Genomic DNA, 25,469 nt, shown 5'->3' on the forward strand with positions numbered 1-25,469 from the left:
AGTCGGCCCAAGATCGCAAGATCGACGGCACCCAGACAATCCGAATGCGGGGTCAAGACCCAAACCTTGATCCCCCCCCCTTTGTCTGACGACCATAGCAGAGTGGAACCACCCCTTCCCATCCCGAACAGGACGGTGAAACGCTCCCGCGCCAATGATAGTAGGCACCTCGCCTGTGAAAGTAGGTCATCGTCAGACTCCTTATCCGTATCCCTCAGCCGAGGGATACAACAAAACCCCCTCAACTCTTGAGGGGGTTTTTTATTGCACGGAAAATTGCGCAGGCAAGCCATGTAAAATTGCGAAGGTGCATACCCGACCTCACAAAGCACTGTTCCGGCTCCTGCGCTGCCTGTCCGATGGCCGTTTTCATTCGGGTCAGGCGTTGGCGGATGAATTCGGACTGTCCCGCTCCAGCATCTTCAACATCCTCGCGCAGGCCGAGTCCATGGGGCTGAGCATTCATGCGGTCCGCGGACGCGGATATCGCATGCCCGAACCCGTGGAATGGCTGGATGACACGGTTGTCGTGCGTCACATGGGCACAGCGGCCAGTCACTATTCGATACATGTGCTGGATAGTGTCGACTCGACCAACACGGCCTTGATGGTCGCTGCCCTGGATGGCGCTGCAGATGGAACGTTGTTCTGTGCGGAGCATCAATATACCGGCAGAGGACGGCGTGGCCGCCTGTGGCATTCGGTCGTAGGGGGCAGCCTCACATTTTCGGTGTTGTGGCGTTTCGAGTCGGGCTTGCAGTCGCTGGCAGGCCTGAGCTTGGTCGTGGGACTCGCCATCGCACGCGCAGTGAACCGCCATAGTCGCCACATGGCCCGATTGAAATGGCCCAACGATATCCTGGTGGACTATCGCAAACTGGCTGGGATACTGGTCGAAGTACAGGGTGACATGCACGGCGCCGCTTTCGCCGTGGTGGGTGTCGGCTTGAACGTCAGGCTTAACGAGACACAACGCGACGCGGTCGATCAGGCCGTGGTCGATCTGGCTGAAATGGAGGTGACGGTGGGACGCAATCAACTGCTGGCTGACTGTCTGCTGGAACTGCACGCGGCGTCGAGCGTATTTCGCCAACATGGCTTTGCGGCCTTGCGCGAGGATTGGCAGGCTTTGGATGCCTATGCCGGTAGGGCGGTCGCGCTGACGTTACCGGATTCGCGCAGTGTTCAGGGGGTGGCATGCGGGGTCGACGAAACCGGCGCCTTTCTGTTGCGTGATGCGCAATCGAACTTGAGCCCATACAGCGGCGGCGAAATCAGCCTGCGTCTGGATGGTGCGCGATGAGTGGACGCCGCATCTTGCTTGATGCCGGAAACACACGCCTCAAATGGGCGGTGGTGGAGGATGGACATTGGCATGCGACCGGCCGGAGCGATTATTCCGACTGGTCTGCTTTGACGGCCCAACTGAAAGCGGACACCCATTGTTTTGTCGCCAGCGTGGCAAGCCTTGAACACGAACGGCAACTCGCCGCGCTTCTGGAAGTGGCCGGGCTCACTCCGGCCTGGTTGAGAGCCGAGACCCGTTTCGGGGATGTGAAAAATACCTATTCGAATCCGCACCAGTTGGGTGCGGATCGCTGGATGGGATTGATCGCGGCTCGCCAGCGCACAGATGAGGCGGTACTGGTGGTGTCGGTCGGCACGGCAATGACCGTGGATGCGTTGTCGGTCGACGGAACATTCCTGGGCGGGGTGATCGTGCCCGGCGTCCATTTGATGCAGCAGGCATTGCGACAAGGTACCTCACGGATCGATGAGGTGGTGGGGGCCTGGCAGGCTTTTCCCAATGCCACCGCTCCCGCTGTGCAAAGCGGGATCGTGGCAGCGTTGTGCGGCGCCATTGCGCAACAGCATGCACGTCTGGCCGAAGTTGCCGGCATGGTGCCACGCTGTCTGCTTACTGGAGGCGATGCCGAGAAGGTATTGTCACACCTGAGAATATCGGCTGAGCATGTACCTGAACTGGTGTTGGAGGGAATCGACTGCGTCGCCCGAGGAACTGCCGCTTCATGAAATGGATAGTCTGGACATTATTGGTCGTCAATCTCGCGGTGGCCGGGTTCTTTATCGGAAGCGAAAACTGGACGCAGGCGGATGCCGGTCAGACAGCGTCGCTGAACGTGAATCATCTCAGTCTGCGTAGTCAGTCAGCGCCTGTACCCGGGGACGATGCATCGCCTGCAGCCGCTACGCCTACCGCGTTATGCATGGAATGGCGGGGGTTGAATCGCGGGGAGTTCGTCCAAGTACGCCAGCAGCTCAAATCGTTGGCGGGCGAACGCGTGATGTCGTTCACCGAAGTGCCGCTGAATACACGGCAGTGGGTGATCTTTCCGCCCTTGCCCAGTGCGGAATCGGCCGCGGCCAAATTGAGCGAGCTGACAGCTGCAGGATTGACGGACGCATTTGTGGTCAAGGATGGCGATTGGCGCAATGCCATTTCGCTCGGTCTGTATGCCGACGCCGATGCGGCGCAACGGCGCATCCTTGAAGTGGAAGGCAAGGGCGTACTTGGAACCCGTGTCGAGGTGCTGCCGCGCCAGGGAACGGACTTCTACTTTGTGATCCGTAGCGAAGACCCGGATACGCTGAAGAGCCTGAGCGGAATCAAGCAGGCCTACCCGAACAGCCGGCAGTCCCGCGTGGCCTGCCCGTCATGAGCCCCGCAGCAGGAAGTGGAGCGCGATGCCGCCGAACACCGCGGCACCGAACCAGGTGTTGTGCAGGAAGGCGCGGAAGCATTGCTTCGGTTCGCGCAGCCGGATCAGTTTCATGTGGTAAAGCGCGATCGCTGCAGCCACGGCCAGCCCGCCGTAGAACGCCATGCCCATCCCCCGCTGCCAGCCGACCCAGCCGAGCAGGCCCAGCGTCGCAACATAGCACAGCGCGATGGCGGCAAGATCGTATCGGCCGAAGGTGATGGCCGACGTTTTGATGCCGATCTTGAGATCGTCTTCGCGGTCGACCAGCGCATATTCGGTGTCGTAGGCAATCGCCCAAAAAACGTTGGCGCCCAGCAGGATCCAGGCCTCGCGCGGAACCTCGCCCCACAGCGCGGCGTAGCTCATCGGGATGCCGAAGCCGAACGCGATGCCGAGATAGGCCTGCGGAATCGCGAAGAAGCGTTTGGTGAAGGGGTAGCTGGCCGCCAGAAAGAGTGCGACCACGGACAGTTTCAACACCAGCGTGTTGAGCGGCAGGATCAGAAGGAAAGCCAGCAGCGACAGGCCGGCCGCCAACAGCAGGGCTTCTTTGGGCGATACCTTGCCGGCCGCCAATGGACGTTCACGGGTACGCGCCACGTGAGGGTCGAAATCGCGGTCGGCATAGTCGTTCATGACGCAGCCGGCCGAACGCATCAGCACGACGCCCATGACGAAAATCCACAGGATCAGCCAACTTGGGCTGCCGTTGCTGGCAAGCCATTGCGCCCACAGGGTGGGCCACATCAGCAGCAGGATGCCGATCGGCTTGTCGAGCCGCATCAATTTTTCGTAATGGGACAGGCGTTCGGTCAGGGTCATGGCGTGTCGATGGCCGGCAGAAAGACTTCGGTTACCAGGAGCGGATGGCGGTTGAGGCAGAAAACGGAACGGCGTGCCCACAAGCTGCTGGTCACTGCCTGCTGCTTGGCCGCAGCGCGATAGAGCGGGTGGTCGTTCCGCACGCGGCGATAGGCCAGGGGTTGGCGTTCGATGCGATGGTCGCTGAACAGGGCTTCGCCAAGCGAACGGCTACCGAGTCGAGTGATGCCGTTCCAGCCGCCGCGCAGGCCGGCGGACGGCAGCACGCTGTGGGCAAACACCACTGGCACGTCATTGCACAGCAACAGGACTTCGCGCACATAGACGCGGGTGCCAGGCGTTACGCCCAGAAGTGCGTATTCGTCCGCGTTGGCGCGCGCCAGCCTGGTCTCGAGCGGCACCACGCGAAACGATGTACAGCGTGATTTCAGGCGCCGGGTCAGCGAACCGTGGTCGCTGAGCCAGAAGCGTAGCGAGCGCGGGAGCGAAAATGGGTGGGCAAGCCAGCCCTGCCGGGAATCGAGCACGGCGAACCGTTCATCATGTGGAAAGTCGGCATTATGCCGCAGCGACGGCATCTAGATCGACGTCAGTGCCTGCCGCTGGCCGATCCATCGCTCCATGTGGCGCGCAGCGATGTCGGGGTGGTGGGCGAGACAGCGTTGTGCCAGGTTGCGCGCGGCTTCCAGCAGCGCGATGTCGCGTTCCAGATCGGCGAAGCGCAGCATCGGCAGGCCGCTCTGGCGGTGTCCGAGCAACTCGCCTGGCCCGCGCAGCAGCAGGTCCTGGCGTGCGATTTCGAAGCCGTCGGTGAGCTCGAAGATCACCTTGAGCCGTGCCCGTGCCAGTTCCGACAGCGGTGTCTCGTAGAGCAGCACGCACACCGACTCGCGGCTGCCGCGTCCGACGCGCCCGCGCAGCTGGTGCAGCTGCGCGAGCCCCATGCGTTCGGCGTGCTCGATCACCATTAGCGCGGCATTGGACACGTCGACGCCGACCTCGATGACGGTGGTCGCCACCAGCAGATCGATGGCGTGTGCCTGGAAAGCGGCCATCACCGCCTGTTTTTCGTCCGGCTTCAGCCGCCCGTGTACCAGGCCGATGCGCAGTTCCGGCAACTGTTCCGTTAATGTTGCATAGGTATCCTGCGCAGTCTGCAATTGCAGCTTTTCCGACTCCTCGATCAGCGGGCACACCCAATAGGCCTGGCCGCCGGCGAGACAGGCTTCGCGCACGCGCGCCAAGACGTCGTCGCGGCGCGCGGCACCCACTAATTTTGTGACGATAGGCGTGCGGCCCGGTGGCAGTTCGTCGATCACCGAGACGTCGAGATCGGCAAAAAAGCTCATTGCCAGTGTGCGCGGGATTGGCGTCGCGCTCATCATTAACTGATGCGGTTCCGCACCCTTCTGCATCAGCGCCAGACGCTGACCGACGCCGAAACGGTGCTGTTCGTCGACTACTGCCACACCCAGTCGCTGGAAGCTGCCGGCTTCCTGGAACAGCGCGTGAGTGCCGAATGCAAGGTCGGCTTCGCCCGCAGCGATCGCCTGCCAGGCGGCATTGCGTTCGGCCTTGCGCTGGCTGCCCGAGACCCACGCGCAGCGCACGTCCAGTGCTGACAGAAGTGGCGCCAGCTTGCGGTAATGCTGTTCGGCGAGGATTTCGGTCGGTGCCATGAAAGCGGCCTGAAAGCCGTTTTCGATCGCCTGCAGGCAGGCGAGCGCCGCCACCACCGTCTTGCCGCTGCCGACGTCGCCCTGCAGCAGGCGCCGCATCGGGTGCGGTTGCGCCAGGTCGGTGCTGATCTCCTGCCAGGTACGTGCCTGCGCCGCGGTCAGTGCAAACGGTAATGCGCGGGTGAACGCGCTCGTCAGGTGCTGACGCGCAGGCAACGGTTGGGTCGGGCGCGAGGTGCGTTGCTGACGCGCGGTGGCCAGCGACAGCTGCTGCGCCAGCAGTTCGTCGAAGGCGAGCCGTTGCCAGGCCGGATGGCGGCGCGATTCCAGATCGCTCACCGCACATTCGAGCGGCGGCTGGTGCAGCAGGCGGATGCTGGCTTCCAGTTCCGGCAGATCAAGCTTTGCCAGCCAGTCGGCGGGGAGGGTGTCCGCGATCGGTGCCGCCAGTGCCCGCTCGACCAGCTTGCGCAGCGTGGCCTGCCCGAGGCCGGCGGTGGTGGGATAGACAGGCGTCAGTTGCGTCGGCAGGGGCGTGTCGTCGTCGGCCTTGGCAAAGCGCGGATGCACCATCTCCAGCCCTAGAAACCCGCCGCGCACCTCGCCGTTGAACCGGAAGCTTGCGCCCGGTTGAAACAGCTTGAGGTGGCTGGGATAGAAGTTCAGGAAGCGGATGCCGAGCACGCCGCCGGCGTCCTCCACGGTCACCGTCAGCATGCGGCGCGGCCGGTAGGCGACGCTGGCCTCGCGCACCACTGCCTGCACCTGCGCCGTTTCGCCCGGTAGCAGGTCGCGGATCGGCGTGATGCGGGTTTCGTCTTCCCAGCGCAACGGCAGGTGCAGTACCAGGTCGGCGTCGCGGGTGAGGCCCAGTTTGGCGAGTTTGGCTGCGAGTGCCGGACTGACCGGGAAGGAAAACGGCGACGCCGTCTTCAAATGCCTAGTCCAGGGCCATCACGGCGTCGGCCTCGACCAGCGCACCACGCGGCAGCGCGGCCACGCCGACCGCGGCACGCGCCGGGTAGGGCTGACTGAAGTAGCCGGCCATGATCTCGTTGACCTTGGGGAAGTGGCCGAGGTCGGTAAGGAAGACGTTCAGCTTCACCACGTCGGCCAGCGAACCGCCTGCCGCAGTTGCAACGGCGGCCAGATTCTTGAACACCTGGTGGATTTGCGCCTCGATGCCGTCGACCAGCTGCATCGAGTGGGGGTCGAGGCCGATCTGGCCGGACATGTATACGGTGTGGTCGATCCGTACGGCCTGCGAGTAGGTTCCGATCGCGGCCGGCGCGTCGGCGGTCTGGATGATGCGTTTGTTCATACTGGATTCCTGGAGCCTGATTATTGAGATTGCGCTGCGCGGCCGTCCTTCTTGCCCTTGATGCGGAAAATCCGCACCACGTCGGGCAGCACGCGCAGGCCGCGCATGACGCGTGCGAGGTGCATGCGGTTTTCCACCTGCACGGTGAAGAACAGCACGGTATAGGGGCTGCCGTCCTCTTCCTCCATCGCGACGTTGCCGATGTTGGAGCCGTGTTCGGCGATCGCGGCCGCGACCTTGGCCAGCACGCCGCGCTGGTTGCCGACGACGACCTTGATCGAGACGTCGAACATGTGGCCGGGTTCGGCTTCCCATTCGACATCCAGCCATTTGTCGGGGTCGGTGCGAAAGGCGCGGATTGACGGGCAGTCGTGGGTATGGATGATGAGACCGCGTTCCTTGTGGATGAAGCCGAGAATGGGGTCGCCGGGAATCGGGTGGCAGCATTGCGCCAGTTCGACTGCGATACCTTCGGTGCCGCGAATGCTGATGGCGTGAGGATGCGCCGGCTCGCCGGTTTTTTCGCCCTGCACGTGCAGCAGCTGGTGGGCGACCACCAGTGGCAGTTTTCTGCCCAGCCCGATCCCGGCGAACAGTTCCTGCCGGTTTTGCAGGCCGTAGTCCTTGACCACACGCTCCCACACCGCCGGATCGGGCGCAGTCGCCTCCGGGTTGAGCGCGGCGATGGCGTGGTTGAGCAGACGCTCGCCCAGTGCTGCCGCCTCTTCCACGCGCGTGTTGCGCAGGTAGTTGCGGATGTGCGAGCGCGCCTTGCCGGTGACGACGAAATTGAGCCAGGCCGCATTGGGGCTGGCGTTGGCCGATGTGAGAATCTCGACGTGGTCGCCGTTCCTGAGCTGGGTCCGCAGGGGCATCAGCTCGTAATTGATCTTCACCGCGATGCAGTGTCGGCCGACGTCGGTATGCACGGCAAAGGCGAAGTCCACCGCCGTGGCGCCACGCGGCAGCGCCATGATCTTGCCCTTGGGGGTGAACACATAGACTTCGTCCGGAAACAAATCGACCTTGATGTGTTCGAGAAATTCGGGCGAATCGCCGTGATCCGCCTGGATGTCGAGCAGCGACTGCAACCAGCGATGGGTACGCGTCTGCACGTCGTTCAGCGCGGCATCAGCCGACTTGTACATCCAGTGCGAGGCGACGCCGGACTCGGCCAGACGGTTCATGTCGGTGGTGCGGATCTGGATTTCGATCGGGGTGCCGTTGGGGCCGAACAGGATGGAATGCAGCGACTGGTAGCCGTTGGCCTTGGGGATCGCGATGTAGTCCTTGAACTTGCCGGGGATCGGTTTGTACAGCGAATGCAGGGCGCCCAGCGCCAGGTAGCAGGTGGGCTGGTCGCGCACCACCACGCGAAAGCCGTAGATGTCGAACACCTCGGAGAAAGCCAGGTTCTTTTCCTGCATCTTGCGGTAGATGCTGTAGAGGTGTTTCTCGCGGCCGGTGATGGTGGCCTCGATCTTGCACTGCTCGAGCTTGTCCTGCAGCGCGATCTTGACCTTGTCGACCAGTTCGCGGCGGTTGCCGCGTGCCGCCTTCACTGCCTTGGACAGCACCTGGTAGCGGTTGGGGTGGCTGTAGCGGAAGCCGAGGTCTTCCAGTTCCTGGTAGACCGAGTGCAGCCCCAGCCGGTTGGCGATCGGCGCGTAGATCTCCAGCGTTTCGGTAGCGATGCGGCGGCGCTTTTCGGCCGGCATCGCGCCCATGGTGTGCATGTTGTGCAGGCGGTCGGCCAACTTGACCAGGATGACCCGCACGTCCTGCGCCATCGCCAGCAGCATCTTGCGGAAGTTCTCCGCCTGCGCGTGCTGCTCGGAGGCGAATGCGAGCTTGTCGAGCTTGGAGACCCCCTCGACCAGCAACGCGACCGGCTTGCCGAAGCGCGCCTCGATTTCGCTTGCCGTGGCCGGTGTGTCTTCGACCACGTCGTGGAGTAGCGCGGCGCACAGGGTCTGCGCGTCGAGATGCCAGCCGGCGAGGATGCCGGCGACGGCAAGCGGATGGGAGATGTAGGGTTCGCCGCTCTTGCGGAATTGGCCTTCGTGGGCGCGGCGGCTGAATTCGTAGGCGTCTTCAATGGTGCCGACTTCGTCCGCCGGCAGGTAGGCCAGGGCCGGGCGCAGTGATTCGAACTCGTGCGTCATCGACGGCGCGAGGCGTGCGTGCGCCGTCGATCGTTCTGGTGAGGGATCAGGCGCGGCCCCGGTTGAGGATCTCACGACCGACCTTGCTCGCAGCGATTTCGCGCAATGCGGTGACGATGGGTTTGTCCTTCGACTCGACCATCGGTTGCGAGCCCTGCGCCAGCTGGCGTGCGCGATAGGTCACGGCGAGGGTCAACTCGAAGCGGTTGGGGAACATCTCGATGCAGTCATCAACGGTAATGCGGGCCATATGGATACTCCAGCTTCAGGGGTGGTACTCAGATACGTCGGAATTCCTCGAACAGCGCGGTATGCCGCTTGAGCTGTCGCGCCGCTTCGAGGCGAATGCTGCGGGTGATCGCGACCAGGTCCTGCAGGGCATGGTCGAAGTCATCGTTCACGATTATATAGTCGAACGCATCGGCATGAGCGACGTCGTGGGCGGCGGCGGCCAAGCGGCGTTCGATCACCTCGTCGCTGTCCTGGCCGCGCCCGGCCAGACGGGTGCGCAGCGCATTGAACGACGGCGGCAGGATGAAAATCGACGCGGATTGCGGGAAATGCTGCCGCACCTGCTCGGCGCCCTGCCAGTCGATCTCCAGCAGAACGTCGCGGCCGGCGTTGAGATCGCGGCCGATGCTGCCTTTCGAGGTGCCATAGAAATTGCCGTATACCTCGGCGTGTTCGAGAAACTCGCCTTCGGCCAGCATGATTTCGAAGCGTTCATGGTTCACGAAGTGGTAGTCGCGGCCGTCGGTTTCGCCCGGTCGCGGGGGCCGGGTCGTGTAGGACACCGACAGGCGGATGCCGGGGTCGGTTTTCAGCAGTGCCTTGACCAGACTGGTCTTGCCGGCACCTGACGGGGCGCTGACGATGTAAAGCACGCCTTCGCTGGAGAGAGGGGTCATGGCTGTTTTCCGGTTGTCATTCAATGTTCTGGATCTGCTCGCGCATCTGTTCGATCAGCACCTTGAGCTCGAGCGATACGCGCGAGGTTTCCACCGCGACCGATTTCGATCCCAGGGTATTGGCTTCACGATGCAGTTCCTGCATCAGGAAATCGAGCCGCTTGCCGACCGCACCGGCCTGATTCAGCACGCGGCGAACCTCGGTAAAGTGGGTGGTGAGGCGCGAGCATTCCTCGTCGATATCGGCTTTCTGCGCCGCCAGCGCGACTTCCTGCGCCAGCCGTTCGTGGCCGGCCTCGCCCAGCGCCTCGCGCAGGCGTTCCGCCAGCTTGTCGCGCTGGGCGGCCGCCAGCGCGGGTAGCAGAGGCTGCAGGCCGGCCACCTGCGCTTCGGCGGAAGCCAGGCGGTCGAGAATGTGCTGTTTCAGCTTGGCGCCTTCGCGCTGGCGGCTCTCCACCAGTTCGTCCAATGTGGCACGCATCCCCGCCAGTGCCGCTTCGTTCAGCGCTTCCTGGGACAGGGCGCCGGATTGCATGGCGCCAGGCCAGCGCAGGATCTCGTTGACGGAAAGCGGCGCGCTGCCGGGCAGGCGCTGCAGGACGTCCGTCTGCCAGTGCGCCAGTCGCTCAAGAATGTCCGGGTTTAGGCCGTTATCCAGCGAGGCGGCGGGAAGTATGGCGAGGCCGATGCGGCACTCCACCTTGCCACGCGCCATACGCTGCTGGATCAGTTCGCGCAGTTGCGGTTCCAGGGCACGGAATTCGTCGGCCAGGCGAAAATGCAGTTCCAGGTAGCGCTGGTTGACGCTGCGCAGGTCGATATTGACGCTGGCGTGGTCGAGATTGAGGCTGTGGGCGGCGAACCCGGTCATGCTGGTGGTCATGAAGGATGGTCAAATAAGTTATTGGGTGATTGAGAATGGTGCCGGCATGCAGCCGGTAGTGGATTTTGCCGGCTTTGCCAGCTAGAAATAGAAAAGATAATAGACGTTCGATTATGGCGACTCAACCCAATCAGGCGCTTCCCAACGGATACCGGCTCAACGAATACACCATCGTGCGCAAGATCGGCGGTGGGGGCTTCAGTATGGTCTATCTGGCGCGCGATGACGCCAACCAGTCGGTGGCGATCAAGGAATACCTGCCGGGCGCGCTGGTGCTGCGTACCGAAGGGTCGGTCATCGTCCAGGCCAACTCGACCGAAAACAACAACATCTTCCGCCACGGCATGAAGTGCTTCTTCGAGGAAGGCCGGGCGCTGGCGCTGATCGATCACCCCAATGTCGTGCGCGTGATCAACTTCTTCCGTGCCAACGACACCGTATACATGGTGATGCGCTTCGAGCGCGGCAAGACCTTGCAGCAGCACATCCAGGCCAATCGCGGTTCCATCCGCGAAAGCTTCATCCGCCGCGTGTTCGCGCAGTTGCTGAACGGCCTGCGCGAGGTGCATACGCATAAATTGCTGCATCTCGACATCAAACCCTCCAATCTCTACATCCGTCTGGACGGCTCGCCGGTGTTGATCGACTTCGGCGCGGCGCGACAGACGCTGACCCAGGAGGAGAGCAAGCTGCAGCCGATGTACACGCCGGGCTTCGCCGCCCCCGAGCAGTACCACAACCGCGAGCGGCTGGGGCCGTGGACCGATATCTACAGCGTCGGCGCCAGCCTGTATGCATGCCTGGCCGGCTATCCGCCGCAGGCAGCCGAGGCGCGGCTGCTCAACGACAAGCTGGTGCCGGCGACGGTGAACTGGCGCGGCGCCTATTCCGACCAGTTGCTGGAAACCGTCGATCAGTGCCTCAAGCTCAACTACATGGAGCGCCCGCAAAGCGTGTTCAGCCTGCAGAAAGTGCTGATGGACCGCAGCGCCATGACGCCGCCGCGGTCTTCGTTGCTTTCCAGCATCAAGCGTTCACTGAACCGCGAATTGTTCTAAAGTATCGCCATGAAATTCACCATTTACCAGGCGTCGCGTCAGGGCGGGCGCAAGAACAACCAGGATCGGGTGGCGTATTCCTACAGCCGCGAGGCCCTGCTGATGGTGGTGGCCGACGGCATGGGCGGCCACATGCACGGCGAGATCGCCGCGCAGATCGCAGTGCAGACGCTAACCGATCAGTTCCAGAAAATGGCCAAGCCGCGCCTGGACGATCCGATGGCGTTCCTGGCCGACACCACGACGCGTGCGCATTTCGCCATCAACGATTACGCGGTCGAGCAGGATCTGCTGGAAATTCCCCACACCACGGTCGTCGCCGCCGTGGTGCAGGACAACATGGCCTATTGGGCGCACGTGGGCGATTCGCGCCTGTATCTGTTCAGCGACGGCAGCCTGATCGCGCGCACCGAGGACCACACGGCCGTCGCCCAGCTGGTGCGCGACGGCATCATCAGCGAGGAAGAGGCGGGCCATCACCCGGAGCGCAACAAGGTGTCCAATTGCCTGGGTGGCTACATGACGCCGCAAGTGGAATGCAGCGCGCCGATCCCGCTGCACGACGCCGACACCATGCTGCTGTGCACCGACGGCATCTGGGGCATGATCAACATCCCGGAAGTGTCAGCGCTGCTGCATGCCTACACGCTGGAAGACGCGGTGCGCCACCTGATGGATCACGCCGAATTTCGCGGCGGCGAGCACGGCGACAATCTCAGTCTCATCGCCATGACCTGGGGCGAGGCGCGCATGCCGAGCAAGGATTCCATTTCCACCCTGGCGCTGCCGGACGGCGGTGTCACCACCCAGATCAACGCGATGCGTCCGCTGCATGGCACGCCGGCCGTGTCGGACGACGAGATCGAGCGTGCCATCGCCGAAATCCAGCAGGCCATCCAGAAAATCTCCGCCAAATAAGTGGTCACTGCGGCGGCGGGCCGGCACCGGCAACACGCCCGGCAGGCTTGGCGCGGTAAAATCGCGTTTTCCATTTTGAACTGACCACCATGTCCGATCCGACCCGTCCCAGCGGACGCGCGCCCGATGCGCTGCGCACGCTTTCGTTCACCCGCAAGTTCACCAAGCACGCCGAAGGCTCGGTGCTGGTCGCCATGGGCGATACCCGCGTGCTGTGCACTGCCAGTGTGCTCGACAAGATTCCGCCGCACAAGAAGGGCTGCGGCGAAGGCTGGGTGACGGCCGAATATGGCATGCTGCCGCGTTCCACCCACACCCGCAGCGACCGCGAGGCTGCACGGGGCAAACAGTCCGGCCGCACCCAGGAAATCCAGCGCCTGATCGGACGCAGTCTGCGTGCGGTGGTCGACCTGAAAAAACTCGGCGAGCGCACCCTGCACATCGACTGCGACGTGCTGCAGGCCGACGGTGGTACCCGCTGCGCCAGCATTTGCGGCGCCTATGTGGCGGTGGCCGACGCTATCGCCGGCCTGCTCGCTGACGGCAAACTGGCCGAGACTCCGCTGACCGACAGCATCGCCGCCGTCTCGGTCGGCGTCTACCGGAGCCAACCGGTGCTCGATCTGGATTATCTCGAAGACTCCGACTGTGACACCGACATGAACGTAGTGATGACCGGCAGCGGCGGCATCGTCGAGGTGCAGGGCACGGCCGAGGGCGCGCCGTTCTCCCGCGCCACGCTGGAGGCATTGCTCGATCTCGCCACCGCGGGCATTGGCCAGATCACCGTAGCCCAGCAGAAGGCGTTGGCATCATGAGGAAACTGGTCATCGCCTCGGGCAATCCGGGCAAGCTGCGCGAAATTGCGCGTATCCTCGAACCGCTCGCAATCGAAGCGGCGCCGCAGTCCGATTTTGGCGTCCCCGAATGCCCTGAGCCGCACGTCACGTTTATTGAAAACTGCCTGGCCAAGGCGCGCCATGCCAGCGCACACACCGGCCTGCCGGCGCTGGCGGACGATTCGGGCATCTGTGTCGAGGCGCTGAACGGTGCCCCCGGCGTGTATTCCGCACGCTATGCCGGCGAGCCGAAGTCCGATGCGCGCAACAACGAAAAGCTCATCGCCGCCCTGCAGGGGCAGCCCAACCGCTGCGCCCACTACTATTGCGTGATGGTGCTGGTGCGTTATGCTGACGACCCCGAGCCGCTCATTGCCGAGGGGCGCTGGCACGGCGAGATCATCGACACGCCGCGTGGCGAGAATGGCTTCGGCTACGACCCGTATTTCCTGCTGCCCCAGTTTGGGAAAACCGGTGCCGAACTCGGCGAAGACGAGAAAAACGCCATTTCGCATCGCGGCCAGGCCTTGCGCGAACTGGCCGACAAGCTGAAGCGGCTTGGCTGAAACCGTCATCCGCTTATTCAACGGCGGCCTGACAACCCAGCCGCCGCTGTCGCTCTACATCCACCTGCCGTGGTGCGTGAAGAAGTGCCCGTATTGCGACTTCAACTCGCACGCCGCGCAGACCCTTCCGGAAGCCGCCTACATCGACGCGTTGCTGCTCGACCTCGAACGCGCTCTGCCCGACATCTGGGGGCGAAAAATCCACACGGTGTTCTTCGGCGGCGGCACCCCCAGTCTGTTTTCTGCGGACGGGATCGACCGTATCCTCACCGGCGTGCGCGCTCTGACGCAATTGATGCCCGGTGCGGAAACCACCCTGGAAGCCAACCCCGGCACGGTGGAGGCCGACAAGTTCGCCGGTTTCCGCGAAGCGGGCGTGACGCGCGTCTCGCTCGGCATCCAGAGCTTCAACCCGCGTCATCTGCAGGCGCTCGGGCGCATTCACGACGACAGCGAAGCGCGCCGCGCGGCCGAACTCGCCGCCACGCATTTCGACACCTTCAATCTCGACCTGATGTTCGCCCTGCCGGGGCAGACGCTGGCCGAGGCGCTGGCCGACATCGATACCGCGCTCAGTTTCGAGCCGCCGCACCTGTCGGCCTACCACCTCACACTCGAACCCAACACGCCGTTCGGCCATGCCGCACCGCCCAATCTGCCGGACGACGATCTCGCCGCCGACATGCAGATGGCTATCGAATCCAGGCTGAATGAAGCCGGCATGCAACATTACGAAACCTCGGCTTATGCGCGGCCGCATCATGCCAGTCGTCATAACCTGAACTACTGGCAGTTCGGTGATTACCTGGGTATCGGGGCCGGTGCGCACAGCAAGCTGTCGTTCCACGACCGCATCATTCGCCAGATGCGTACCAAGTATCCGCAGCAATACCTGAACGCCATCAAGGCGGGCACCCATATCGCCGACGCTCGCACGCTTACGCGCGATGACCTGCCGTTCGAGTTCATGATGAACGCACTGCGCCTCAACGAGGGCGTGCCCGCCGCATTGTTCGAGGCGCGTACCGGGCTGCCGCTGATCGTCTGTGCGGCAGCTCTCGAACATGCGCGGGGCCGCGGGTTGCTGGAAACCGATGCAAGCCGTCTCAAGCCGACCTTGCAGGGGCAAAGGTTCCTGAACGATTTGCTGGCGTTGTTTCTGGCGGCGTAGCGGCGGGCTTTCCCCTGTGGGTCAGGCGCTGGCGAGTTGATAACCGTTGCGGCCGGATTCCTTGACCGCGTACATCGCCGTGTCGGCGCGTTTCATCAGGTCGCGGGCGTTGTCTTCGCCGTTGACAGGATGGATGGCGATGCCGATGCTCGTCTCGATGGCGATCCGGTGGGCGCCGATTTCGGCCGGGATGCGAAAGGATTCGATGATCTTCTCGGCCACCCGGGTGGCGTCTTCGGGGTGGTGGATTTCGGTCAGGACGATGATGAATTCATCTCCACCCTGACGCGATACGATATCTCCTTTCCGCACGCAGTTGCTCAGCCTTGCGGCCACCACCTTGAGCAACTGATCCCCAATGTCGTGCCCCAGGTTGTCGTTGACCTGCTTGAACCGGTCGAGATCCAGGAACATCACCGCAAGCGATCTGCCGTAGCGTTTCGCCTGGATGAGCGCCCAGTCGAGTTTCTCGAGCAGAAACCGGCGGTTGGGAAGATCCGTCAGCGTGTCGTAATAGGCCAGCTGTTGCAGTTGCTCCTGGATCCTCATGCGCTCGGAGATGTCCCGGGACAAGACGATGAAGCGCCGGTCGGCAGGGCTGCCGCCCTGCTTTTTCGCGACGGAAAGCTCGAACCATTTCATGCCTTGCGGCAGATCGAGCGGCATGACCTTGCCGAAAGAACGGCCCCTGTCATCCGCTTCCCGAATCGAGTCCATTGCCACCCTGGCCGAATCGGGCGGGAGCAGCTCGGTGAGCGTCTTGCCAAGCAGCACCTCCTTGGGAGCAGCGAGCAGTTCCGGCGTTTGCGCCCATATGTTGAGGTAGCGGCCGTCCTGATCGACTTCAAACAACAGGTCCGGAATGGCATGAATGACGCCGTCGGTCAGTTCCAGCGCCTGTCTCAGGCGTTGCTCGGATTGCTTGCGTTCCGAGATGTCCTCGACTTGCGCGATGAAATGCAGGGGCTCGCCTTCGGCATCATGCAGCAGCGAGCCCGTGAGCTGGACCCACACGCTGTCGCCGTTCTTCCTGATGTAGCGTTTTTCCATCTTGTAGAACGGAATGTCGCCTGCAAGCAGTCGCCTCGCATTGTCGAGGTCGGGCCCGATGTCGTCCGGGTGGGTGATTTCCTGGAACGTCAGCTTTTCGAGCTCATCCTTTTCATAGCCGACAATCTTGCAAAGCGATTGATTGACCTCCAGGAAATGCCCTTCCAGGGAGACGGTTGCCAGACCTATGGGGGCGTGTTCCAGGATGTCCCGGATGTGCGCCTCGTTTTCCCTCAGCGCGCGCTCCATCTCCTTTCGCCGGGTGATGTCGCGCGACACGCCGCGATAACCGACCAGGTTTCCGGACGCATCCGTGAGAGGCAGCGCACTCGTCTCGACAATCACGATATGCCCGTCGCGATGGACCCGCTGGGTCTCGACCTGATCGAGCGGCGCGCGCAGTCCGGCAAATGACAAGATGCGCTCGCTCTGACTCTGCACCTCTTCCATGGGCATCAGGTCGAACGGCGTTTTTCCGATCAGTTCCTCCGGGCTGTAGCCAAAAAGCTCGCGGACCCTGGGGCTGACATAGGTGTAGTGAAAATTGGCGTCGGTTTCCCATATCCAGTCCACAGTGGTTTCCACCAGGTCGCGGAATCGTTCTTCGCTTTCATGCAGTGCCTGCACCGCCCGTTTGCGTTCGGTGATGTCACGCAGGATGCTGTAATAAGTCTCCTTGCCATCCAGTTCGATGATGATCGTGCTGATCTCCACGTGGATGATCGAACCGTTCTTGTGCACCTGGGCCGACTCATATGTGGCATGCCCTTCGCGCTTCACGCGCGCCAGTCGTTGCGCGATCTGGTCTGCGTGTTCCGGGGTGACGAATTCGGCCGCCCGCCGCCCCAGCATGTCCTCCTTGGCATACCCCAGGCGCCGGTGCGCGATGTGGTTGAGGTCGAGGATCCGGCCGCCTTTGGATAGCAGCATCTTGGAGTCTGTTCCCGCTTCGAACAGAAGCCGGAATTGCTCCTCGCTTCGTTTCAAGGCATCGGTCTGCTGCCTGCGTTCGAGCACGATGCCGACGATGGATGCGGCAATTTCCATCAGCCGCTGCTGGAATGGGGTGGGCATCCGGGTTTCGAAGCCACTCAGAGCGAAGGTGCCCACGGCTTGTCTCCCCTTGGAAAAAATCGGGATCGACCAGCAGGATTGCAGATTGAATTCCTCGGCCAGCGGTTTCAGCCCTTTCCATCTCGGATCGCTTAGCGTGTCTTCCACGTAGACGGGTTCCTGCCGATAGATGGCATTGCCGCAGGAACCGGATTCAGGGCCGGGGCGCAGGCCGTCGAGACGGGCAGCAATTTGCGGAGTCGCACTGGGCGCGGCATGGACATTGAGCACCCCTTTCTCGTCAAGCAGCATGATGGTGGCAATGGAACCCGGCACCATGCCTTCGCCCAGGCGACAAATCCGGTTGCAAATCTCCCCGTCGTCGACCCCAAGCGCCACTTCCTCGAGAATGGAACCCTGGAAGCGGATCAAGGCCTCCGCGTCGTCCTGATTGGAGAGGCGGAGGCCGGCATGGGGGGTATCAGGGACGTCTACGTCTTTGCTCAGTGCCATGCGTCGAACCTTCTGAGAACTGTCTTGTGGCACGTTTGTGACTGCACTATCAATGAGATTAGCCTACCCGGGCCGACTTGCATTCCTCCAAGGCATCCCGGTCGCTTTTCGGGCCCGCCGGTAACGTCCGGGCAACGGCCGGAATACGGCTGCCATGCCTGTCTCTGAGGAGGCAGGCCATGCCTTCGCTGTTCAGAACCGTTCATCGTCCCGTAAATAACGCCATTGCCCGGGCGGCAGCTTTCCCAACGGGATGCGGCCGAGGCGGATGCGTTTCATCGACAGCACCTTGAGACCGGCGGTTTCGCACATATGGGCAATCTGCCCCGGCAGGGCGCCTTTCAGTGCTACCCGCAAGCGGGTTTCGCTTTGCCAGCTGACCTTGATCGCGGAGGGCGCGCGGCCGTTGAAGGGGATGCCCCGGTTCAACCGCTTGAGCCCGTCGGGGGCCAGCTCGCCGGCGACTTCGACGATGACTTCGTGCTCCACGCTGGCGGCGTCGGCGGTCAGCTTGCGTACGATGCGCCAGTCCTGCGTGAAGACGACGAGGCCGCTGGCGTCCGTCTCCAGTGGAGCGCACAGGGTCAGTTGGGCGAAATGTTTTTTCAGCGGCCGGATACCGGAGGTATCCTCGGCCCACAAGGTGGTGGGCGTGAGCAGGTGCGCCGCGGGCGGGTCGCCTGCCGCCGCGTGATGGCCGGACGGTTGGTGCAGCAGCAGCGTGACGGGTTCGGCCTGCGTGAGATCGGCCCTGGGATCGATCTCGATGCGCTGTTCGGCGACGCGGAACTGCGGTTCCTCGACCACCACGCCGTCCACCCGCACCCAGCCGCCGGTAATGAAGAGTTCGGCTTCGCGGCGCGAGCAGCCGCGCAGTTCGGCGACACGTTTGGCGAGGCGGATGGAGTCGGTCATGGCGGCAGGGTCGGAGAGAGGACGCGAGTTTACCGCCATGTCTGCGCCTTCGACAGCCGGCACAAGGCATCTACCCCGGCGCGGTTGTTATTGCCGCGCTGTGCAGGGTATGCTTTTGGGCCGCACAACCCGGTTGCCTAGCGCGATCGATCAAACTGGAGACGCCCGATGAAAACCGCACTTGCCCTGTCATTGTTGTTTTTCACTTCATCCGCCCTTGCTGCCGTGATCGGCAAGGATGTCAGCTACAAGGCGGGCGACACCGTCATGAAAGGCTTCCTGGCGTATGACGATGCCGTCAAGGCCAAGCGTGCCGGCGTGCTGGTGGTGCCGGAATGGTGGGGTGCAAACGATTACGCGCGCAAGCGGGCGCGCATGCTTGCGACCGAAGGGTATGTGGCGCTGGTCGTCGACATGTATGGCAATGGCCAGGTTGCCGACAATCCACAGGATGCCGGTGCGCTGGCCGGTAACGTCAACAAGAATCCGCCGCTGGCCCTGAGCCGTTTCCAGGCGGCGGAACACTTCCTCGCCAAGCAGCCCAATGTGAAGAAAGGCGAGATCGCCGCGCTGGGCTACTGCTTCGGCGGAGGCGTGGTACTCAACATGGTGCGGGTCGGCGAACCCCTGAAAGCGGCGATCACCTATCACGGCATCCTGGCGACCGACGTATCGGTGAAGCCGGGCAGCATCAAGACCAAACTGCGCATCTTCACCGGCGAGGCCGATCCTCTCGTACCGCCCGAGCAGGTCGAGGCGTTCAGGGCGGAAATGGACAACGCCAAGGCCGACTACATGGTGGTGAGCTATCCGGGTGCCAAGCATACCTTCACCAACCGCGAGGCAGACAGCTATGCCGCGCAGTTCGGCCTGCCGTTGAAATACGATCCGGCGGCGGACAAGGATTCCTGGACGCGGACGCTTGAGTTCCTGCGGGCCACCCTCAACAATGACTGACGCCTGCGACCACGAGGACTGCCACGCGCCCCATGCCAGCGGCAGCCTCGGCATTCCGCAGGTTGGGGCATTCGACCCCGCGGCGTTCGAGCGTGCGGTGAACGACATGCTCGTCGCCTGCGGCGTGGCGCCGGATTCGGTGCACACCGGACGCACTGCCGAACGGGTACGCGAACTGTGGCAGAAACGCCTGCTGGGCGGTTACGCGATTTCGCCCGCCGAGGCGCTGGGCGAGGGCTTTGCCGACGAAGGCGACGACATGGTGGTGGTGCGCGGCATCGCGGTGCACGGCGTATGTCCGCATCATCTGGTGCCGTTTCGCGGGGTTGCGCACGTGGCCTATATCCCGGGCGGACGGCTGCACGGCTTCGGCCGCATTGCACGCATGGTCGACGCCATCGGCCATCGCTTCACCTATCAGGAATGGATGACGCGCGACATCGCCGAAGCGCTGGTGACGCATGGCCGGGCCCAGGGCGCGGCGTGCATCGTCGAGGCCGAGCAGCTGTGTCTGTTGCTGGGCGAAGACCGGCGCGGCGATGAGCGCGTCGTCACGCAGGCCTTCAGCGGCAGCTTCCGCCACAGCGACCAGGAACGCAACGAGTTCCTGCGCGCCGTTGCGCAGCGGGAGTTGCGTTGAACGATGGCGGGGCGACGGCGCCGCTGTTTTGAGCCTCTGTCGTGCAGAATCGGCTGGCTGGTCTGGTGCCGTTTATCGTATCGAACGCGGGGCACGGGGGTGTCGCCCGCTGCGCACGGACGAGTGCTGGATGCAATGGCGCGTCGTGCCGAGGGCAAGATCGGCGAATGCCATAAGCTGGCATCCCCACCGTGCCGATTATTGATTCAGGCTTGACACATACCAACCGGTATGTATGATGCGGCCATGAACGTGCATACCAAAGCCCCCGACCTCACCCGGCAAAAACTGCTGGAGGCTGCATTTGCCGAAATTCATCGCAACGGTTTCCAGGCTGCGTCTCTCACACAGATCCTGGCCGATACCGGGCTCACCAAGGGCGCCTTGTATCACCATTTCCCCGACAAGAAAGCGCTCGGTCTGGCGGTCATCGAAGAAGTCGTCCGGCCCGGACTGGCTGCGGTGATGTTCGCCCCGCTGGCAGACACACGGCAGCCGCTGGCCGCCCTGCAGGCGCTGCTGGCGACCAAGGCGGCCGAGGACGACCCGATGGTGGTGACGCTGGGGTGCCCGCTCAACAACCTGATGCAGGAGATGAGTCCGGTGGACGAGGGCTTTCGCCTGCAACTGAATGCCGTGTTCCGGGACTGGATCGGGGTGGTGGTGGCGGCGCTGGAGCGCGGCAAGGCGGCAGGCGAGGTGCGGCACGATGTGGACCCCGAAGCCACGGCCTTCTTCATCGTCTCGGCGTTGGAGGGATGCATCGGCATGAGCAAGAACACGCAATCCGTCACGGCGTTTCGCGGTTGCCTCGCGCAGCTCGGCCGCTATCTGGATACGCTGAAATGCTGACGCCCGGGTACAAAATCTTGGTGAGGACTAGACGATGAAATTCGACCTGAAATGGGCGCCACCCATAGCGGCTACACCTACCTGATGGCCAGTCGGAACCCCGCATTGCGCCCGCGTACCCTGATCCTGCCGCCCGCACCCTATGCGGTCGCCGTGCTGGGCGGCTGGTGGCTGGATCGCAACCAACTTTCGCTGCCACTGGACCTGGGCGCCGCAACGCGCCCGCTGGGCTGGCTTGCGGTCGGCCTGGGGCTGGCATTGTTCGTGTGGACGCTTTGGACCTTTGCGCGGCACCGCACCACGGTCAACCCCTATGGCGGGGCATCGGCCTTGTGCATGGGCGGGCCGTTCCGTTACAGCCGCAATCCGATCTATCTGGGCGACTGGTTCATCCTGGCCGGCGTGTCGCTTCTGCTGGGCACGGTCTGGCCGCTCGTGTTCGCGCCCCTGATCTGGATCACGATTCGCTTCGGCGTGATCCGGCACGAAGAAGCCCATCTCGAAGCGAAATTCGGCGATGTCTACCGGGACTACACAACCCGCGTCAGGCGTTGGATCTAACCGCACCAGGAGTCTGTCATGAGTATTCTGAGCACCGTCACACCCGAATCCGCAACCGGCGAAGTCGCCGAAATCTATGCCCAGATCCAGAACGCGTGGGGGCATGTTCCCACCGCCATCCAGGTGTTCAGTGCCAACCCCTTCCTGCTGAAGCACCAGTGGGAGTATTACGGCAACGTCATGCAGCATCCCACGTTGTCCATGCCGCTGACAGCCTGTATCCGGATGCTGGTGTCGCAGGCCGGCCATTGCACCTATTGCATCGACATGAATGCCGGCATGCTGATCAATGTGGCCGGCTGGACGCCGGACCAGGTCGCGGCCACGCGTGCCGACTTCAACGACAGCCCGCTGAGTGCCGCGGAGAAGACGCTGCTGGGCCTGGTGCTGAAAATGACGCGCGATTCCAGCAGCGTGACGTCTGCCGACCTGCAGGCCGCGCGCGACGCCGGCTGGTCCGACAGCGATATCCTGGATGCGGCGAACCATGGGGCACGCATGGTGGCGGGCGACATCCTCATCAACGGCTTCAAGGTCGAGCGCGACTTCTGATCTGCCGAGCCGGGCCTGCCGCCCGGACTACAGCAAGACCCGGGCATGGCCGTTAACGATCGGTACGGACCATGCCCACAGGAGTCTTGCCATGAACATTACCCTGCATGACAAATCGCTGGAGATCCGTCTCACCGCGGCGGCGCAAAAGGCGCTCGCACGGCGCGACCGGCCGCTGGTGGCCGAGATGGAACTGCTGTTTTCCTGTCTGCTGCGCAAGCGTGTGTACTTTGGCGAATCGCCGGAGCAGTCTACCCCTGTCAACGATCGCCTCTCGGTGCGATTCAAGCCCATCATGACCCGGCGCTGCAGCGTGGCCGAAGGCGGCGCGGCGCCTCCATCCGAGCGGTTCCCGCTCGAAAATCCGCGTCCCTACGTGCCCAACTGGCTGGCGATCGACTACCGGCGGGGCCAGTGGGTCGGCGAATTCGGCTACGCCAGCTAACGGTTTTCCGCGGGCCTGCGGCGTCAGGTTGCGGAGACCGGCAGGAAACACCCTGGCCAGCGCCGGGCCCGTCACTTAAAGTTTGCGTGTCCCGGACCGATACCGTTGTCTCAATATGAACTGCATATGCGCGTGACGCTTTCCAGATGATGTTCCGGCCAGACGAACAACCGATTGTTTGGGCTACAACGGGCCCAAGGCATACCCAGGCCCGCCGGTATGAATAAGGTCGACGACGCTTCACCATCCGCCCACCTCGAATTGGCGCAATGCCACATCCGGGTATTCGTCGCGCTCCCCATCCTGATCGGCTGGTACCTGTTCTGGTATATGCAGGCACGCAGTACTGAGGCCAATACCGGCTTGGCAGGCTTGTGCGTGTTCTACGCCTTCGCGCTGGCGCATTGGGCCCACGTGAAACGCTATCCAGGCATCTATCCCCAGCGCCGGGTCGCGGCGATCGTGATGGACCAGCTGGGCTGCTTCATCGGAATGTTGCTTACCCGGGAACTGGGGACGGTCATCGTCTTCTTGAATCTCTGGATATCCCTGGGCAACGGAATCCGCTTCGGCGTGAAATGGATGGCCTTGTCCGCCACTCTCGCCACCACCGGCCTGATCGTCCTGAGCGTGGTGTCGGACTACTGGAGCCAGCGCCCCATCTGGATCATCAGCCTGGTATTGCTCAATGCGGCGATCCCGGCCTATGTGGCGAGTCTGATCCGCGGTTTTCACGACGGCCAGGCCAGGCTTGCCCAATACGCCGATCACATGGAGAGGATGGCCCTGAAGGATGGCCTGACCGGCTTGCCCAACCGTGCAGCACTGTTCGATGAATTCGAGAAGGCAAGCGCCCACGCCCGGCGTACGGGCTCGGCCATCGCCGTGCTCTACTTCGATCTGGACGGGTTCAAGCAGGTCAACGACAGGCTCGGGCATGCGCAGGGCGACATGCTGCTCAAGGAAGCGGCCAACTGCGCGAACGCCGTGCTGCGGGGCGAGGACGTTCTGGCCCGCCTGGGCGGGGATGAATTCGTCGTACTGCTGCGGGTCCATGATTCCGGCAAGCGGGCCCGCAGGGTCGCGGAGAGAATCCGGCAATCCATCGCCTCCATCGAGACGGTCGACGGCAATCCGGTCCATGTGACCGCCTCCGTCGGGATGGTGGTGGCGAGCGGCCTGGATGCGGATCGCCTGGGCGCCGAACGGATCCTTCACGAGGCCGACCTCAATATGTATGCGGCCAAGAAGGACGGCAAGAACCAGATCGTGCTGACTACGCTGTCGAGCGAAATCAGGCTGGCTGCCCGGCGGGCCTAAACCGGGTCTTCCTCCAGGCCGAAGAGCGTCCGCGCGTTGCGGGTGGTGGCTCGGGCTACCGTCTCGATATCCAGCCCGCGCAGTTCGGCCAGGGTTTGCGCGATGCGCGGCAGCTCGCCAGGCGCATTGCGTCCGCGTCCGATCCATGCCGGCGGGATGTCGGGACTGTCGGTTTCCAGCACGATGGCGTCGAGCGGCAGGTTGACCGCCAGTCGCCGCAGGTTGTTGGCGCGAGGCCAGGTGAAGGCGCCGCCGAAGCCGAGCTTGAACCCCAGCTTGATGAATTCGTCCGCCTGCTGCGGGCTGCCATTGAAGGCGTGTGCGATGCCGCCGCGTACTTTGATCCTGCGCAAGTGCTTCAGCAGTTCGTCGTTGGCCTTGCGGCAGTGCAGCAGCACGGGCAGGTCGTAGTCACGTGCGATTTTCAGCTGTTCGATATAGAAGAACTCCTGCGTCGCATAGTCGAGGCCCCTGACAAATAAATCGAGCCCGATTTCGCCGATTGCCACCGGGCGCCGCGCCTCGATTTGCGTACGCAGATCGGCCAGGTGTTCCGGGCGGTGGACGCCGATGTACATGGGATGCAGCCCCCATGCCGGCAGGCAGCCAGGATAGCGCGCGCTGACGGCGTCCACCGCGGCGAAGTTGTCGCGGCTGACGGCCGGAACGACCTGGATGCCGACCCCGGCAGCAACGGCGCGCGCATACTCGGCGTCGCGATCGGCGTCGAATTCGGCCGCATCGAGATGGCAATGGGTGTCAATGAAAAACGGCACCGTAACAGGTGCCGTTTTTGCGAAGCCGTTCACGTTCAGTCGTTGTTGGCGAAGCCCAGCAGGCTCAGCAGGCTGGTGAAGAGGTTGAAGATGGCGACGAACAGCGTGACGGTTGCCATGATGTAGTTGGTTTCGCCGCCATGGATGATGTTGCTGGTCTCGTACAGGATGAGACCGGACATCAGCAGCACGAACATTGCGGATACCGCCAGCGACAGACCGGGCAGGTGGAAGAAGATCGCCCCCAGGCCGGCGAGGAAGGCAACCAGGATGCCGACCATGAGGAAGCCGCCCATGAAGCTGAAGTCCTTGCGGGTGGTCATCACGTAGGCTGACAGGGCAAGGAAGATCGCCGCGGTGCCGCCCATCGCCATCATCACGACCTGCGCGCCGTTCGGCATGGCCAGATAGGCGCTGAGGATGGGGCCGAGCGTGTAACCCATGAAGCCGGTAAGGCCGAACACGAAGGCGATGCCGAGTCCGCTGTCGCGGAACTTGGTGGTGAGGAACAGCAGGCCGTAGTAGCCGACCAACGTGAGGATGATGCCGGGATGCGGCAGGTTCAGCGCCATCGCCGCGCCTGCGGTTGCCGCGGAAAACGCCAGCGTCATCGCCAGCAGCATGTAGGTGTTCTTGACGACCTTGCTGGTGGCCGATACTGCAGCAGACTGGCTGCGATCCAGGGTAGTGACTTGCGGGTTCATCTAAGCTCCTCTACGTATTTCGAAACAATGTACTCACTCTGAGTCGATCAGGCGGTACGAGTTCCCATGGACGGCCGG

The 25,469-nt window shown here is 63.1% G+C and carries 27 protein-coding genes and 1 rRNA gene; 16 read left to right on the forward strand and 12 right to left on the reverse strand.

Translation table 11 applies throughout. The features are described from left to right. Positions 1–84: 84 nt before the first annotated feature. The 4 genes from rrf (at position 85) to B058_RS0110600 (ending at position 2,681) form a co-directional block, all read left to right on the forward strand. Positions 85–198, forward strand: a 5S ribosomal RNA gene (gene rrf / locus B058_RS0110585). 109 nt (positions 199–307) lie between these two features. Next, positions 308–1,303 carry a biotin--[acetyl-CoA-carboxylase] ligase gene (locus B058_RS0110590; RefSeq protein ID WP_018508458.1) on the forward strand — a complete coding sequence of 332 codons (996 nt, stop codon included), beginning with the start codon at positions 308–310 and terminating at the stop codon, positions 1,301–1,303. Then, positions 1,300–2,034 carry a type III pantothenate kinase gene (locus B058_RS0110595; protein WP_018508459.1) on the forward strand — a complete coding sequence of 245 codons (735 nt, stop codon included), beginning with the start codon at positions 1,300–1,302 and terminating at the stop codon, positions 2,032–2,034. The genes B058_RS0110590 and B058_RS0110595 overlap by 4 nt, the downstream gene beginning before the upstream one ends. Beyond that, complete coding sequence (locus B058_RS0110600; protein ID WP_026240841.1) at positions 2,031–2,681, forward strand: hypothetical protein; 651 nt, start codon at positions 2,031–2,033, stop codon at positions 2,679–2,681. The genes B058_RS0110595 and B058_RS0110600 overlap by 4 nt, the downstream gene beginning before the upstream one ends. On the opposite strand, the gene ubiA is transcribed toward B058_RS0110600, so the two are convergent. Genes ubiA through B058_RS0110640 form a run of 8 tightly spaced genes read right to left on the reverse strand, consistent with a single transcriptional unit; the run spans position 2,676 to position 10,501 of the window. Next, positions 2,676–3,545: a 4-hydroxybenzoate octaprenyltransferase gene (gene ubiA / locus B058_RS0110605; protein ID WP_018508461.1), complete on the reverse strand. Its 870-nt coding sequence runs from the start codon at positions 3,543–3,545 to the stop codon at positions 2,676–2,678. The genes B058_RS0110600 and ubiA overlap by 6 nt on opposite strands. After that, positions 3,542–4,072: a chorismate--pyruvate lyase family protein gene (locus B058_RS0110610; RefSeq protein ID WP_026240842.1), complete on the reverse strand. Its 531-nt coding sequence runs from the start codon at positions 4,070–4,072 to the stop codon at positions 3,542–3,544. Before B058_RS0110610 ends, ubiA begins: the two co-directional genes overlap by 4 nt. Before the next feature lie 51 nt (positions 4,073–4,123). Next, positions 4,124–6,160 carry an ATP-dependent DNA helicase RecG gene (gene recG / locus B058_RS0110615; protein ID WP_018508463.1) on the reverse strand — a complete coding sequence of 679 codons (2,037 nt, stop codon included), beginning with the start codon at positions 6,158–6,160 and terminating at the stop codon, positions 4,124–4,126. Between the two features lie 4 nt (positions 6,161–6,164). Next, positions 6,165–6,545: a RidA family protein gene (locus tag B058_RS0110620; protein ID WP_018508464.1), complete on the reverse strand. Its 381-nt coding sequence runs from the start codon at positions 6,543–6,545 to the stop codon at positions 6,165–6,167. A gap of 20 nt (positions 6,546–6,565) precedes the next feature. Further along, positions 6,566–8,710 carry a RelA/SpoT family protein gene (locus B058_RS0110625; RefSeq protein WP_018508465.1) on the reverse strand — a complete coding sequence of 715 codons (2,145 nt, stop codon included), beginning with the start codon at positions 8,708–8,710 and terminating at the stop codon, positions 6,566–6,568. A gap of 46 nt (positions 8,711–8,756) precedes the next feature. Further along, on the reverse strand, positions 8,757–8,960 hold the full coding sequence (rpoZ, locus tag B058_RS0110630) for a DNA-directed RNA polymerase subunit omega (RefSeq protein WP_018508466.1): 204 nt from the start codon (positions 8,958–8,960) through the stop codon (positions 8,757–8,759). A gap of 28 nt (positions 8,961–8,988) precedes the next feature. Next, positions 8,989–9,618, reverse strand: a complete 630-nt coding sequence (gene gmk / locus B058_RS0110635) for a guanylate kinase (protein WP_018508467.1) — start codon at positions 9,616–9,618, stop codon at positions 8,989–8,991. Positions 9,619–9,634: 16 nt separating this feature from the next. Next, the gene (locus B058_RS0110640; protein ID WP_026240843.1) at positions 9,635–10,501 is read right to left on the reverse strand and encodes a YicC/YloC family endoribonuclease; all 867 of its coding nucleotides are present in this window, start codon (positions 10,499–10,501) and stop codon (positions 9,635–9,637) included. Between the two features lie 113 nt (positions 10,502–10,614). Between B058_RS0110640 and B058_RS0110645 the strand changes: the two genes are divergently transcribed. From B058_RS0110645 to hemW, 5 genes are all read left to right on the forward strand, one after another. Continuing rightward, positions 10,615–11,559, forward strand: coding sequence for a serine/threonine protein kinase (locus B058_RS0110645; RefSeq protein WP_018508470.1), 945 nt, complete (start codon positions 10,615–10,617; stop codon positions 11,557–11,559). Positions 11,560–11,568: 9 nt separating this feature from the next. Continuing rightward, complete coding sequence (locus tag B058_RS0110650; RefSeq protein WP_018508471.1) at positions 11,569–12,477, forward strand: PP2C family protein-serine/threonine phosphatase; 909 nt, start codon at positions 11,569–11,571, stop codon at positions 12,475–12,477. An 89-nt stretch (positions 12,478–12,566) separates the two neighbouring features. Further along, positions 12,567–13,295: a ribonuclease PH gene (rph, locus tag B058_RS0110655; RefSeq protein WP_018508472.1), complete on the forward strand. Its 729-nt coding sequence runs from the start codon at positions 12,567–12,569 to the stop codon at positions 13,293–13,295. Further along, positions 13,292–13,882 carry an RdgB/HAM1 family non-canonical purine NTP pyrophosphatase gene (gene rdgB / locus B058_RS0110660; protein ID WP_018508473.1) on the forward strand — a complete coding sequence of 197 codons (591 nt, stop codon included), beginning with the start codon at positions 13,292–13,294 and terminating at the stop codon, positions 13,880–13,882. Before rph ends, rdgB begins: the two co-directional genes overlap by 4 nt. Continuing rightward, positions 13,875–15,053 carry a radical SAM family heme chaperone HemW gene (hemW, locus tag B058_RS0110665; protein ID WP_018508474.1) on the forward strand — a complete coding sequence of 393 codons (1,179 nt, stop codon included), beginning with the start codon at positions 13,875–13,877 and terminating at the stop codon, positions 15,051–15,053. The genes rdgB and hemW overlap by 8 nt, the downstream gene beginning before the upstream one ends. Before the next feature lie 21 nt (positions 15,054–15,074). Here the strand turns inward: hemW and B058_RS17295 are convergent, their stop codons facing one another. Beyond that, positions 15,075–17,669 carry a PAS domain S-box protein gene (locus B058_RS17295; RefSeq protein WP_018508475.1) on the reverse strand — a complete coding sequence of 865 codons (2,595 nt, stop codon included), beginning with the start codon at positions 17,667–17,669 and terminating at the stop codon, positions 15,075–15,077. A 192-nt stretch (positions 17,670–17,861) separates the two neighbouring features. Beyond that, complete coding sequence (locus B058_RS0110675; protein WP_018508476.1) at positions 17,862–18,584, reverse strand: rRNA pseudouridine synthase; 723 nt, start codon at positions 18,582–18,584, stop codon at positions 17,862–17,864. A gap of 168 nt (positions 18,585–18,752) precedes the next feature. Here B058_RS0110675 and B058_RS0110680 point away from each other — a divergent pair, with 168 nt between their 5' ends. From B058_RS0110680 to B058_RS0110710, 7 genes are all read left to right on the forward strand, one after another. Then, positions 18,753–19,541, forward strand: coding sequence for a dienelactone hydrolase family protein (locus tag B058_RS0110680; RefSeq protein ID WP_018508477.1), 789 nt, complete (start codon positions 18,753–18,755; stop codon positions 19,539–19,541). Further along, a complete protein-coding gene (folE, locus tag B058_RS0110685) occupies positions 19,534–20,181 on the forward strand; it encodes a GTP cyclohydrolase I FolE (protein ID WP_018508478.1) in 648 nt (215 codons plus the stop codon). Before B058_RS0110680 ends, folE begins: the two co-directional genes overlap by 8 nt. A gap of 246 nt (positions 20,182–20,427) precedes the next feature. Then, positions 20,428–21,033 (forward strand): TetR/AcrR family transcriptional regulator, encoded by a 606-nt coding sequence (locus tag B058_RS0110690; RefSeq protein WP_245539294.1) that lies wholly within the window; start codon positions 20,428–20,430, stop codon positions 21,031–21,033. Between the two features lie 51 nt (positions 21,034–21,084). Next, positions 21,085–21,594, forward strand: a complete 510-nt coding sequence (locus B058_RS0110695; protein ID WP_018508480.1) for a methyltransferase family protein — start codon at positions 21,085–21,087, stop codon at positions 21,592–21,594. 18 nt (positions 21,595–21,612) lie between these two features. Further along, positions 21,613–22,146 carry a carboxymuconolactone decarboxylase family protein gene (locus B058_RS0110700; protein WP_018508481.1) on the forward strand — a complete coding sequence of 178 codons (534 nt, stop codon included), beginning with the start codon at positions 21,613–21,615 and terminating at the stop codon, positions 22,144–22,146. Positions 22,147–22,237: 91 nt separating this feature from the next. Beyond that, a complete protein-coding gene (locus B058_RS0110705) occupies positions 22,238–22,591 on the forward strand; it encodes a hypothetical protein (protein ID WP_018508482.1) in 354 nt (117 codons plus the stop codon). A gap of 219 nt (positions 22,592–22,810) precedes the next feature. Next, positions 22,811–23,911 (forward strand): GGDEF domain-containing protein, encoded by a 1,101-nt coding sequence (locus B058_RS0110710; protein ID WP_018508483.1) that lies wholly within the window; start codon positions 22,811–22,813, stop codon positions 23,909–23,911. Here the strand turns inward: B058_RS0110710 and B058_RS0110715 are convergent. Continuing rightward, positions 23,908–24,687 carry a TatD family hydrolase gene (locus B058_RS0110715; RefSeq protein ID WP_018508484.1) on the reverse strand — a complete coding sequence of 260 codons (780 nt, stop codon included), beginning with the start codon at positions 24,685–24,687 and terminating at the stop codon, positions 23,908–23,910. The genes B058_RS0110710 and B058_RS0110715 overlap by 4 nt on opposite strands. Positions 24,688–24,722: 35 nt before the next feature. Further along, a complete protein-coding gene (locus B058_RS0110720) occupies positions 24,723–25,391 on the reverse strand; it encodes a Bax inhibitor-1/YccA family protein (RefSeq protein WP_018508485.1) in 669 nt (222 codons plus the stop codon). Between the last annotated feature and the right edge of the window lie 78 nt (positions 25,392–25,469).

Source organism: Thiobacillus thioparus DSM 505 (genome assembly GCF_000373385.1).
Classification (GTDB): Bacteria; Pseudomonadota; Gammaproteobacteria; order Burkholderiales; family Thiobacillaceae; genus Thiobacillus; species Thiobacillus thioparus.

What these genes read in the sequence shown, in the direction of transcription:
- B058_RS0110650 (WP_018508471.1), top strand. Translation starts at nt 11,569, where the DNA reads ATGAAATTCACCATTTACCAGGCGTCGCGTCAGGGCGGGCGCAAGAAC.
- rpoZ (WP_018508466.1), bottom strand. Translation starts at nt 8,960, where the DNA reads ATGGCCCGCATTACCGTTGATGACTGCATCGAGATGTTCCCCAACCGC.
- B058_RS17295 (WP_018508475.1), bottom strand. Translation starts at nt 17,669, where the DNA reads ATGGCACTGAGCAAAGACGTAGACGTCCCTGATACCCCCCATGCCGGC.
- B058_RS0110675 (WP_018508476.1), bottom strand. Translation starts at nt 18,584, where the DNA reads ATGACCGACTCCATCCGCCTCGCCAAACGTGTCGCCGAACTGCGCGGC.
- B058_RS0110680 (WP_018508477.1), top strand. Translation starts at nt 18,753, where the DNA reads ATGAAAACCGCACTTGCCCTGTCATTGTTGTTTTTCACTTCATCCGCC.
- B058_RS0110710 (WP_018508483.1), top strand. Translation starts at nt 22,811, where the DNA reads ATGAATAAGGTCGACGACGCTTCACCATCCGCCCACCTCGAATTGGCG.
- B058_RS0110645 (WP_018508470.1), top strand. Translation starts at nt 10,615, where the DNA reads ATGGCGACTCAACCCAATCAGGCGCTTCCCAACGGATACCGGCTCAAC.
- rdgB (WP_018508473.1), top strand. Translation starts at nt 13,292, where the DNA reads ATGAGGAAACTGGTCATCGCCTCGGGCAATCCGGGCAAGCTGCGCGAA.
- B058_RS0110720 (WP_018508485.1), bottom strand. Translation starts at nt 25,391, where the DNA reads ATGAACCCGCAAGTCACTACCCTGGATCGCAGCCAGTCTGCTGCAGTA.
- gmk (WP_018508467.1), bottom strand. Translation starts at nt 9,618, where the DNA reads ATGACCCCTCTCTCCAGCGAAGGCGTGCTTTACATCGTCAGCGCCCCG.
- B058_RS0110700 (WP_018508481.1), top strand. Translation starts at nt 21,613, where the DNA reads ATGAGTATTCTGAGCACCGTCACACCCGAATCCGCAACCGGCGAAGTC.
- B058_RS0110600 (WP_026240841.1), top strand. Translation starts at nt 2,031, where the DNA reads ATGAAATGGATAGTCTGGACATTATTGGTCGTCAATCTCGCGGTGGCC.
- folE (WP_018508478.1), top strand. Translation starts at nt 19,534, where the DNA reads ATGACTGACGCCTGCGACCACGAGGACTGCCACGCGCCCCATGCCAGC.
- B058_RS0110595 (WP_018508459.1), top strand. Translation starts at nt 1,300, where the DNA reads ATGAGTGGACGCCGCATCTTGCTTGATGCCGGAAACACACGCCTCAAA.
- B058_RS0110640 (WP_026240843.1), bottom strand. Translation starts at nt 10,501, where the DNA reads ATGACCACCAGCATGACCGGGTTCGCCGCCCACAGCCTCAATCTCGAC.
- B058_RS0110705 (WP_018508482.1), top strand. Translation starts at nt 22,238, where the DNA reads ATGAACATTACCCTGCATGACAAATCGCTGGAGATCCGTCTCACCGCG.
- B058_RS0110695 (WP_018508480.1), top strand. Translation starts at nt 21,085, where the DNA reads ATGGGCGCCACCCATAGCGGCTACACCTACCTGATGGCCAGTCGGAAC.
- ubiA (WP_018508461.1), bottom strand. Translation starts at nt 3,545, where the DNA reads ATGACCCTGACCGAACGCCTGTCCCATTACGAAAAATTGATGCGGCTC.
- rph (WP_018508472.1), top strand. Translation starts at nt 12,567, where the DNA reads ATGTCCGATCCGACCCGTCCCAGCGGACGCGCGCCCGATGCGCTGCGC.
- B058_RS0110690 (WP_245539294.1), top strand. Translation starts at nt 20,428, where the DNA reads ATGAACGTGCATACCAAAGCCCCCGACCTCACCCGGCAAAAACTGCTG.
- B058_RS0110620 (WP_018508464.1), bottom strand. Translation starts at nt 6,545, where the DNA reads ATGAACAAACGCATCATCCAGACCGCCGACGCGCCGGCCGCGATCGGA.
- B058_RS0110625 (WP_018508465.1), bottom strand. Translation starts at nt 8,710, where the DNA reads ATGACGCACGAGTTCGAATCACTGCGCCCGGCCCTGGCCTACCTGCCG.